Here is an 11730-nt window from a genome sequence, read left to right on the forward strand (position 1 = left end):
AAACTCAATGCCCAGGGTGATTCACTATGGGCTGAAACAATCGACGGCGGCGGCAGTGGAAAATCGGTTCAGCAGACCACTGACCTCGGTTATATCATCACCGGTAAGATATATGTTCGACCGCGCTATGAAGTCTACCTGGTGAAGACCGATTCCTCAGGCAATATCCTCTGGACCAATTCATTCGGTAATGTATTCGACTGCGAAGGCAACTCGGTGAAACAGACTGCAGACGGTGGTTACATCATAACGGGATTGTCGGAAACCGAAGACCTCTATGAAGTCTATCTTGTAAAGACCGATGAACAGGGTGACTCGATATGGGCCAAGACCTACGGCGGATTCCTGGATGACATCGGTTACGATGTCCAGCAGACCTTCGACCATGGATATATCGTCGTAGGAAGAACCTGGTCTTTCGGTGCCGGTGGTCTGGATGTCTATCTCATAAAAACAGATTCCCTGGGCGATACTCTCTGGACCCGCACCTATGGAGGTCCGTATAACGATGTCGCCTATTCAGTGAGACAGACCGCTGACAGTGGTTATGTCATCGCGGGCTGGACCGACCCGATGGGAACGACCGGTGATGACATCTACATAATCAAAACCGATACATACGGTAATATCATCTGGACGAAAAATATCAGCGGCGCCGGTCGTGAACGCGCCAACTGCATCCAGCAGACAGCTGACTACGGATATATCATAGTGGGCTGGACCAACTCTTTCGGCGACGGCTCTGAGGTCTATCTCGTCCGCCTCGGATCTGAACTTGAAGTCGAAGAAAAATCTTTTGATCAAATCGCCGTAAAATCGAGGTTCCCGGATTGCCGTATCCCTACATTTTTCAAGGATGAACTCAGGATGGAATTTTCAGAGATGATGCAGAAACCTTTTCAGATTGTTCTCTACAATTCATACGGCGCGCCGGTATTCAGAAAAAGATACTCTTATGCAACTTCCATTTTAACGATAAAGGATAAAAGAATGGCAGGGCTTCCCAGTGGAATATATTTCCTTTCAATTGTCCGTGATCAAAAAAATAATATAGTCCATAAGATAATAAAATTTTAGGAGGAGATGATGAAAAAGATACTCATCTTAGTCCTCGTCATATCAGGGGTCAAAGCATTCTCTTATGAGCCTGGTCTTCTGAATAATTCGAGCTTCCGGAATAACCTTGCTTTTTTTGATTCCCTGAATGTACGATTCATCGGGAACTGGCCCTTTGGTACTGCAAACGGAGTGGCGTATGATTCAACAAGGAAGTTGATTTTTCTGGGAGCCGGTACTGGTGTCTATGTGGTAAGTGATTCAAACCCTTCATCACCCCGAAAAATCTCCGACGTACTCTATACCCGCAGATACATTAATGCGCTTGCTTATGATTATTCAAACCAGCATATCATAATCGCCAACAAGGCAGTTGAAATCTGGGATGTTTCCGATCCCCTGTCTCCGATAAAAGTCGGCTCTTATGATACGGAGAACGCCCTGGATGTTTGCCTTCAGGATACCTTCGCTTATGTGGCGGACTATGATTCAGGATTGGTCATCCTGAATATCGCGGACCCGGCCGCTCCCTGTAAAGTAAGCTCCTACAGTACTCCGGGTAATGCCTCTGCAGTATGTGTACAGGACTCCTTTGCATATGTCACTGACTTTTCCGCCGGACTTCGGATTATAAATATCTCTGACCCGATCAATCCGAACGAAGCAGGTTACTACAATACAGCGACTCTGGCTTATGATGTTTCGGTAATCGGAAATTATACATATATCGCTGATATGTATACCGGACTGCGAATCGTCAACACATCGGACCCTCAGAATATCTATGAAACCGGTTTCTTTGATACCCCGGGTTGGGCGCAACGGCTTGATGTCTGTGGCGGTTATGCCTATGTAATGGACGTTCTTTTCGGGCTATTCGTCATCGACGTCTCTGACCCGGCAAATCCCGACTCAATGGGCTTCTACGACACACCGGGTGACGCCGCCTCTCAGATCTGTGTTTCAGGAACGTATGCGTACCTCACCGACCAGTATGCCGACAATGCCGGGCTCCACATCATCGATGTTTCAAACCCCTCAAATGTTTTTGAAATCGGGTATTTCAAGGCATGCGATGAAGGCCGCAAGGTATATATGTCAGAGTCCTATGCCTATCTTGCCGACGGTCACGCCGGCCTGCGCATCATCGATGTCTCGAACCCCCATTTTCCTTATGAAACGGGCTTCTATGATACACCCGGATATGCCCGGGATATCGAAGTAAGGGATAATTATGCCTATGTGGCAGATAATACCGGCTGTCTGCGCATCATTGACGTCTCAAACCCGTCTGTTCCTTATGAAGTCGGTTTTGATACTACGGGAACGGCTTATAATGGCGTTTGCCTTTCGGATTCATTCGCCTATATCGCCGACGGTTATGCAGGTCTGCGTGTTTTAAATATCTCAGACCCGAAAAATCCATATGAAGTCGGTACCTGCGGCATCCTTGCATGGGCGCCGCGTCAGATCGCCGTTTCAAACTCTTATGTCTACTTAACCGGTGCAGGGTCACAACCGGGTCTCCACATCATCGATGTCTCAAATCCGACGAATCCAGTTGAAATAGGTTACTGCAGCACACCGGATGCCGCCTACGGTATATGTATCGCAGAGCCCTATGCTTATATAGCAGCCTATACAGCAGGCCTTCGGATCATAGATATCTCAACTCCTTCGGCTCCTTATGAAATCGGTTCCTGCAATACCAATGCGGCAACCGACGTCTACATCTCAAACCAGTATGCGTATGTCGCAGACTATTCCACCGGGCTGCGCATCATTAACGTCTCAAACCCCTATGCCCCCTCGGAAACAGGTTTCTATGACACTCCCGGCCATGCATACGGTGTTTATGGAGCAGAACAGTTCATCTATGTCGCTGACGCAGGTGCCGGAGTCCAGATATACCAAAACCTTCTCCTTTCACAAAAAGAAACACAACTTAATCCTTACCTGCCGTTCTTCAAAAATCCCACGGTCTTCAAAAAATGCGCCGGTATTCAATTTCATCTGCAGAGGAGAGAAACAGTAACCCTTTCAATCTACAACACCCTGGGAAGTCGAGTGGGTTTCTATTCAAAAACCCTGAATAAAGGAATACATAAAATATCCTGGGAACCATCCGCTTCCGGAACATATTTTTATGTTTTACAACGACGGGAAAAGTCAGAATACGGAAAATTCGTTGTTCTGAAATGAAGCGCGTATCCTGAGGAAAAAGGAAATAAAGATGAAAAAAAATTTTATGATCATCCTTTTATGGACGGCGATCCTCTACAGTCAGGGTATCGACACCCTGTGGACAAAGACTTACGGCGGACCGGACGATGATGAAGGTCGGGCGATAGCACAAACATCAAACCAGGGATATATGATCGTCGGCTGGAAGACATCAATCAGTACCGGCTCAAAGGACATCTATCTTATAAAAACCGATGCAGACGGTGATACACTCTGGACAAAGACCTACGGCGGGACCGATGCGGAATACGGCGTCGATTTCAAACAGACGGGTGACGGAGGATGGATCATCCTCGGAGAAACATTCTCCTATGGCGCGGGGTTCAATGATATCTACATCATAAGAACAGACAGCCTCGGCGACACCCTGTGGACGAAGATATACGGCGGTACGTATTATGATAAAGCCAGAGCCGTCACAGAAGCCGTGGACAGTGACAACGGTTACCTCATTGTCGGTGCAACAGGTTCATTCGGTAATGGGGGAAACGACGATTTATATATATTAAGGATTGATTCGCTCGGTGATACACTCTGGACAAAGACCTACGGTGGCCTCAACTGGGATTGGGCATCCTCGGTGCAGCCGACTGCAGATTCCGCATATATAATAATCGGCGCAACGAATTCTTACGGCGCAGGTTATTTCGATGTCTATCTAATCAAGATCAATGCATCAGGTGAGCTCTTATGGCAGAAGACATTCGGCGGAACCGGTGATGACCGCGGTGAGGCGGTCTGCCAGACCTCAGATCAGGGTTACATCATAACCGGAATGACCAGAACATTCGGCGCCGGCGGTGAAGATCTTTATTTAATAAAAACCGATTCCCTCGGTACCATTGAATGGCAGAAGGTATACGGTGGTGCTCAAAATGAACGAGGTTATTCACTTCTGGAAACCGAGGACGGTGGGTATATCATCGCCGGTTACACGATGTCGTTCGGCGCCGGTGAATGGGATGTATACTTACTCAAAACCGACGAATACGGTGATACACTCTGGACACAGACCTATGGCGGTATGAACGGCGACCTCGCCCGCTCCATCCTTAAAACCCAGGACGGCGGATACATAATCGTCGGTAACACTGAATCATTCGGTGCCGGAGCCAAGGATGTCTTCGTACTCAAAACCGCACCGGAGCTGGAGATTCTGGAAAGGAAAAACCCCTGCAGGGAAACGCACCTGCTCCAGGCTGAACCAGATCCTTTCACAAAGAAACTGACCATAAAAATCGATGCAGAATCGGGTTTCCTGGAAATCTACGATGCAGGCGGTAGGTTGATAAAAGAATTCAAAAACAGAACCAGAAAGATCATCTGGGATGGAACCGACAGATCAGGTGAAAGGGCGGCTGCCGGTGTGTACTTTCTCCGTTTTTCCTGTGATGATTCGCAGATTCTTAAAAAAATCATAATGCTGAAGTGACTCGATGGAGAATCTTCCTGCCCTGTACTGGATCAGATGACCTCAAAAATTTTTTCAATCTCTTCAACGGTGTTATAAAAATGGGGTGAAAATCTTAAATAACCGCTGCGCAAGGAAACAATCACCTTGTTTTCTTTAAGACGTTCATATACCGCTCGGCTGTCTTCCCGCGGTCTGACGGTCAGAATACCCGATTGAAAACCTGCTTCCGGAGTGAGGATCTCACACCCCCTTGCGGTGAATCTTTTTCTCAATTCGGATTTGAGCATTGAGATCCGACGGGCGACATTTTCCAGACCGTACCCGAGTAACAAATTCATATTTGCAGAAAGTGCGCTTATCCCGATTATATTTCTTGAGCCGAGTTCAAACATGCGGGCGTCAGGATAGAGCGGCGGCGCCTTCTGGCAGTCATTGAAACTCCGCCATTGAGCGCCGAGCCAGCCGACGTGCCTTTTCTTCAACAGAGGAACACTCTCTTTATTCACATATAAAAAACCGGCGCCGGTCGGGCCGAAAAGCCATTTTCCGGCTCCGCAGGCGAGAAAATCAACATGACAATCCCTGATATTGAAAGCAACCGCACCGAGCGCCTGAATGGCATCGACCACAAAAAAGATGCCCCTCTCTTTCAAAAAATCACCCAATCTTTTGATCTCAATCATCTCACCGCTCAGATACTGAACAAAGTCGACCACGACCGCTTTCAATCGGCTGTTAAAATTCTCTTTGACCACATCGAGCGGGTCACGTCTGGAAAACGGTGCATAGACTTTCCGGCAATAAGGCAGATTGTGATTGACCACATAGCGGACTGCAGGAAAGGATTCTTCCATCACCAGTATTTCATCATCTTCTTTCAACGGCAGATTGATGAGTGCGATATAAATTCCCTCTGAAGTATTATGGGTGAAAGTAATCTCATCAGGCAGGGCGCCGATGAATTCCGCTGCCATAGAACGTGCCCTGTCCACACGCCTGAAGTATTCCTCGATATCGAACTCCGCCTGATGTAGATAAGTATTAATGCACTCGTCAACGGCCCGAACTCCTGAAAGAGAGATCGGACCGGTTCCGCCGTGATTAAAATAGATGAATTCTTTTGTAATGGGAAATTCTTCCCTTATTTTATCCATATCTCCGGATTCAAGGTTCAATCGGTTCATTACTCCTCCCCCATGCCTCTTCGGGGATTTCATAGTAAAAAGGAGAAATATCAGTATACAGAGAACCTCCACGCAGGGTCTCGCGCTGCCGGGCGCAGGTGATAAAAAGTTTTTTGCGTGCCCGGGTTATCCCGACATACAACAATCTCCTCTCTTCTTCATAATCCCTTAAATCATCCTGTGATTTATAGTGCGGTATCAGACCGTCTTCAAAGCCGGTGATGAAGACGATATCAAATTCCAGACCCTTGGCATTATGGAGGGTCATCAAACTCACACGTTCCGCGGTTCCGGTCCATTCGTCGATATCGCTTCTCAACGAAACATCGGCTAAATAATCCTGAATCCCGGCGTCAGGATGCTGTTTCACGTACTCTCTGATGGAGATCAACAGTTCCTCGACATTCTTACGCCTGATGTAATCGGCGTCGCTTTTGTCCACATTCAAACTGTCGAGGTATCCGGAATCCTGAACGATCTTTAAGACGAGTTCATAAAGGTCTGTTTTATCACGTTCTTTTCTGAATCCCTCCATCATCCCGACAAAAGAAAGAATTCTCTTTTTAGTGTTCTTATCGATATTTGCGACCTTCTCGACCTGCTGAAGAACCTGATAGAGTGGAATCGAATTCATCTCACTGTATTGCAATAACTTCCGCAGGGTCACATAACCGATCTTACGCGCCGGAACATTGATGATCCGCCTCAAACTGACACTGTCACGTATATTGCTTATCACCTTTAAATAAGCAAGCACATCCTTTATCTCCGCACGGTCGTAGAACTTTAATGCGCCGACCACCTCATAAGGTATTTGATATCGTATAAAACAGTCTTCGAAGATCCGGGACTGATAATTGATTCTGTAAAAGACCGCGATACTGCTCAGATTCTTTCCTTTAAATTTCGACTCGAGTATTTTGCGCGCCACATAAGCCGCCTCAGTATAAGCGTCAGAGCCAGCATAAAACTCCAGTTTTTCGCCGACTTCATTATCACACCACAGGACTTTTGACTTACGGTATTCATTGTTACTGACGACCGCGGAAGCCGCTTCCAGAATCGTCTTTGTGGAGCGGTAATTCTGTTCCAGCTTTATGACAACGGCATCGGGAAAGTCCTTTTCAAAATCGAGGATATTTCTTATTTCAGCACCGCGCCAGGAATAGATCGACTGGTCGTCGTCACCGACCACGCAGAGATTGCGGTGTTTTCCGCACAGCAACTTCGTCAAAATATACTGTGCCCGGTTTGTATCCTGATATTCATCGACCAAAATATATTTAAAACGATTCTGATAATAATCCAATGTCGGACCGTCGTTCTTTAAAAGCTCGACAGCCTTCATAATCAAATCACCGAAATCGAGTGCGTTGTATTCAATAAGTTTTTTGTTATACAATTTGTAAATCTCCCCTATGACTTCATCGATAGATTCAGGAATACGCAGGTCCTGTTTTATTCTGTTGATCCGCGAAGCCGCGAGAGAAGGAGGAAAATATCTGGTGTCGACATTCAATTCTTTAAGGCACTCTTTAATCAAGCTGAGCTGGTCGTGTTCATCATAGATCGTGAAGTTATCGGAGACACCGAGCAATTCCTGCAGGTCTTTTCTGGAACAGAGGCTTGTTCTCAAGATACGCACACAGGTCGAGTGATAGGTCCTGATCCAGATATCACGGCAATCGCCCAGCAGATGAAGAACCCGGGTTTTCATCTCATCCGCCGCCTTATTGGTGAATGTTATTGCCAGGATGTTTTCCGGTTTTGTATACTTCTGCTGAATAAGGTATGCAATGCGATAGGTGATGACCCTCGTCTTACCGCTTCCTGCACCGGCGAGGATCAATATGGGCCCCTGCTTTGTCTTCACCGCCTTCTGTTGTTCACTGTTCAATTCGGCAAGATAGTCGATCACGCTCCATTATATTCCTGTTCATTGATAAGTCAAGTAAACCATTGACTTCGGACTACAATTTCTTATAATATTTTATGGAGAAAAAAATGAAAAAAATTATCTTACTCTTCTTTTGTACAACTCTGGCCATTGCAGCCGATTATAATAAAATCCCCCTTTTAAAATGGGCGGGACCGCCGGGGTCTGAGCCGGAAACATATGAAGAATGGATTACAGCCCATCCAATGCGTGAACCATCGTACATCAGGGATAGAGTTGTTTACGGTGACGGCCGCGCCGGAACCGTCGCACTCTTTACCGAACAGAACATCGCCCAGTCCATTGCAGAAGAGATCACCCAATTAACGAACAATCTCGCCTCAGAAGGATATACCGTACTCAGTTACCAGATCGACGGCGGTTCTCCTGAAGACCTGCGGAATTTTCTTCAGGGGTTGTACGCCAGTGACAGTATCGAAGGCGCCCTCTTCATCGGTGATATACCGGTGGCATGGTTTGAGATCGCCGATGACTTTAATCAATATGGATACACTGACTTTCCCTGTGAACTCTTTTTCATGGACCTGGACGGCACCTGGCTCGACACCATGAATACCGGCAACGGTAAATACGACGGCCACCAGGGTGAGCTCTCTCCTGAAATATATATCGGTCGACTCTATCCAGCGAATCTCGGTGATGATACATTGCTCCTTCAGAACTACTTCAAAAAGGATAATGCATTCAGGCACGACACCCTGCTTCTGACACAACGCGCCCTTGTATTCGTCGATGACGACTGGATTCCCTGGGCTAATCAATGGGCTGATGATGTCGCCCTGCTCTATCCGGATACAATGAACTACTGGGATGCCGAAACCACCCGTGCGTCGGTCTATCGGACAAAACTGGATACGACCCAGGCATGGGTGTCGGTATTCGCCCATTCCTGGCCTGGCGGTCATCAATTTGCGTACAACAGCGGCAGCAGTCATGATTATTACTACGCCTCTGAATACACAGCTCAAAATCCGCCGACGAATTTTTACAACTTCTTCGCCTGTTCTTTTTCCCGTTATACTGAATCAAGTAATTGCGGTGGCAGCCGGGCGATCTTCAATCAGGATTATGGACTCTGCTCAATCGGTTCGACAAAGACCGGCAGTATGCTCGACTTCGAATATTTCTACAACTGGCTTGGAAGCGGTACGAATCTGGGTAAAGCGTTTAAAGAGTGGTTCACCCACATTGTCCAGGACGGTGTCACGTTCGACGAATTATGCTGGCATTATGGAATGACGTTGCTCGGTGACTGTTTTTTGATTCCCAAAGGGCACAACACCGCGGTCAAAGAGAGTGAATCGGAAAACCCTGCATCTGCGCCATTCACCCTGTTGAAGAACCCGATCCCAGATCTTATCCAGCTGAATCTCCGAATCGACAATATCACGGAAGTAAAAATAACCGTCTTTGATTGTACAGGCCGGGCTCACATTTTCTCAACATATACGCTCAATGCCGGAGAAAACAGAATATCAATAAAAGAGAGCGGAAAACTCCCCGCTGGTATCTATTTCCTCAAAGTGGATATCGGAAACCGAACAGCGACCAGAAAAATAGTGAAGCTATAAAAAGAGTATCCTACTCACTCTCTCTTTTCGGAACAGTCCTTATGCCCCTCTTGGAACCCGGGGTATTGTCGAACTCTTCAATCAGATAGAAAAGCAAGAGAGGGAAAACACGGGAAAATTCACCGTGCATATATGAATGGGCGAGATTGACGAACTCCAGAAGTTTCTTTTCCGAAGAAAGTGCCGAGTTGTCGTCGGGATGAATAACCCGGCAGATCGTCCTTAATTCAAAAGACGGGATATCAAGAAAAACAATGGTAGCCGTCGGATTTTCCATAACATTCAAGAAAGTATGGGTCTCAAATTCCGGCGTTGTATAGAGTTCGAGGCTCGTCTGTTTGCGCCAGTCAAAAAACTGAGGATCTTCGTAAAATGATTTTAATACATCCATCTTCGCCGGCATCGGTTTGTCGTACGTCTCTTTCAACTTCTTTATCGCCTTATCAAGATTTTCATCCTTTGGAGCGAGCCCTATTCCCTTCACTGCATTATTGACCGTGAATTCAGAGTCAAGACGACCGAGTCCATAAGTGGCGACTGCACCGGAATGCGGACCTGCCAGACCAGGCATCTTACCCGTTTTTATCGACTCGAGAAACTCCACTCTCTTCTCGGTATTCCATTTTATAAAGTCCTTACTTGCCTCCCTTATCTTGAACTCATTCCATTTTCCGTCGATTCGAGCTTTTATCAATCCTTTTTCATAACCACTGAGATCAACGGAGCTTTGAAGGAATTTTGAACCCTTCCAGAAGTTCTTGTTCGAATGCTCCCATTTACCGGCCCACAATAGTTTCGGCAGGTTTCCGAAGAAGACAGCCACCGGAGCGGCAAAACCGAAGAGTTTCAAAAAAGTCCGTCTGTTCATATATCCTCCTTTGACTTTACATCACTTAACTGTCATTATAATGACAACCGTTTTTCAGTCAACAGTGTATAATTACCTTGAACTGTCCAACGGCTGTAATACCTTTATTTCAGTAAAACAACCTTTGTGACGGTCTGTTCATATGATGTGGTTGCAACAATGAAATAGACCCCCTGCTCTGCCCCTGCCAACCGCTCCTCGACTCCGACACCGCCTGCATACTGCCAGAAGATGGAATCAGGCGTTACATTAAACCCGGCATAATAATAAATATAATTACCCGTCCAATCCGCAGCCAGATTACCGAACTGTCCGTTCCGTGGTGTACTTCCAAGAGAAATCCAGGTGTCGCCCGCAATGTCATATCCCAGAAAATCGGCGGAAAGACCGCCCCGAGACCAGTATATTTTGTCAAGTGACGGCAGAATAGCCAGGCCGCCGTTTGCACAGGTCGCTCAAGACGTCATATTCCCAGAAACCGTCTCCACCGCCGCCCGTTGATTCATAAAGATACACCTTTCCTTGATAATAAGTCAGCCCCACATACCAGAAAGTACTGGATATACCGTTCAAAAGTGTCCAGTCGGCAACAGCGGGTACCACCCGAATGAAAAGAAGAACAAAAATCATGATCAACATATTTCTTTTCATCTTTGACTCCTTTTATCCAATTGTAATGATTTTTTTCACTGCTATTTTTTGTAAACCGTTTCTCTTTCATAAAGCGGTCTGGTATAGTAAAACAGTTCTTTACAATCCCGGCAACGGAAAACATATCTGTTGGCACGTACCCGCTGGTTATATCTCGGGATAAAGCCGAAGATATCTGAAAGATCAAGATATTCGATATTGATCTTACCGCAGTAAGGACATACCTTTTTGCTGGTAAATTTAACTTCCTCCATAAAGGACCTCCTTTAACGGTCTTTTTTGCTCAGCCGTGTAATATTAATGGATTATGTTATTTTTGTGTTATTCTAAAGATGGTTACTTAAGTAGTCCCTCAGCTCAGGTTCAGTATAACACGCTTTCTTAAAAATCGCCTCGGCTTTTTCCGGATCTCTTCCCCTTAAAAAATCACATGCCTTCAAAACCACCCGGCAATACATATCCCGGGCATTCAATCGGTGGACTTCCACCCAGGCATCATAGAGATTCTCACTCAAAAGCGGTCCCCGATATAGTTCAATCGCGGTATTGTAGTGAATCACACCGACATCTTCCCTGCCGGAATTAAAGAGTAGATCACCGTTCTTAATCTCATCGTGGAACCGGAACAGATCCACCTCCAGTCTCTGTGTAGGATATCTGAATTCATATAATCCTGTTTCATGATGGATCACTGCTGAACCATTAAAACCGAATTCATCAAAGGCACGCCTCAGGAGAAAAATCAATTGCCTGAGGGAATTGAACGATTTCTCCGGTGCCTCACC

Annotated in this window: 8 protein-coding genes; 3 read left to right on the forward strand and 5 right to left on the reverse strand. The window is 46.3% G+C overall.

The genetic code is table 11. The annotated features are described in order from the left end of the window. Positions 1-1083 precede the first annotated feature (1083 nt). Positions 1084-3258, forward strand: a complete 2175-nt coding sequence (locus ENI34_05095; GenBank protein HEC78504.1) for a T9SS type A sorting domain-containing protein — start codon at positions 1084-1086, stop codon at positions 3256-3258. Positions 3259-3289: 31 nt separating this feature from the next. Beyond that, the gene (locus ENI34_05100) at positions 3290-4732 is read left to right on the forward strand and encodes a hypothetical protein (GenBank protein HEC78505.1); all 1443 of its coding nucleotides are present in this window, start codon (positions 3290-3292) and stop codon (positions 4730-4732) included. A 32-nt stretch (positions 4733-4764) separates the two neighbouring features. Here ENI34_05100 and ENI34_05105 read toward each other — a convergent pair whose 3' ends face one another. Beyond that, complete coding sequence (locus tag ENI34_05105; GenBank protein HEC78506.1) at positions 4765-5931, reverse strand: aminotransferase class V-fold PLP-dependent enzyme; 1167 nt, start codon at positions 5929-5931, stop codon at positions 4765-4767. Next, on the reverse strand, positions 5879-7816 hold the full coding sequence (locus ENI34_05110; GenBank protein HEC78507.1) for an ATP-dependent DNA helicase PcrA: 1938 nt from the start codon (positions 7814-7816) through the stop codon (positions 5879-5881). The genes ENI34_05105 and ENI34_05110 overlap by 53 nt, the downstream gene beginning before the upstream one ends. A gap of 74 nt (positions 7817-7890) precedes the next feature. Between ENI34_05110 and ENI34_05115 the strand changes: the two genes are divergently transcribed. Continuing rightward, positions 7891-9426 carry a T9SS type A sorting domain-containing protein gene (locus ENI34_05115; GenBank protein HEC78508.1) on the forward strand — a complete coding sequence of 512 codons (1536 nt, stop codon included), beginning with the start codon at positions 7891-7893 and terminating at the stop codon, positions 9424-9426. Between the two features lie 10 nt (positions 9427-9436). On the opposite strand, the gene ENI34_05120 is transcribed toward ENI34_05115, so the two are convergent. The 3 genes from ENI34_05120 to ENI34_05130 all read right to left on the reverse strand — a co-directional run bounded on the left by ENI34_05120 (position 9437) and on the right by ENI34_05130 (position 11199). Next, entirely contained in the window at positions 9437-10294 is an 858-nt protein-coding gene (locus tag ENI34_05120; protein HEC78509.1) for a hypothetical protein, read from the reverse strand. Positions 10295-10705: 411 nt separating this feature from the next. Further along, on the reverse strand, positions 10706-10945 hold the full coding sequence (locus tag ENI34_05125; GenBank protein ID HEC78510.1) for a hypothetical protein: 240 nt from the start codon (positions 10943-10945) through the stop codon (positions 10706-10708). Positions 10946-10986: 41 nt separating this feature from the next. Further along, positions 10987-11199 (reverse strand): hypothetical protein, encoded by a 213-nt coding sequence (locus ENI34_05130; protein HEC78511.1) that lies wholly within the window; start codon positions 11197-11199, stop codon positions 10987-10989. Positions 11200-11730: the final 531 nt, after the last annotated feature.

It is taken from the genome of candidate division WOR-3 bacterium, assembly GCA_011052815.1.
In the GTDB taxonomy this organism is placed as follows: domain Bacteria; phylum Hydrothermota; class Tepidihabitantia; order SM23-42; family SM23-42; genus DRIG01.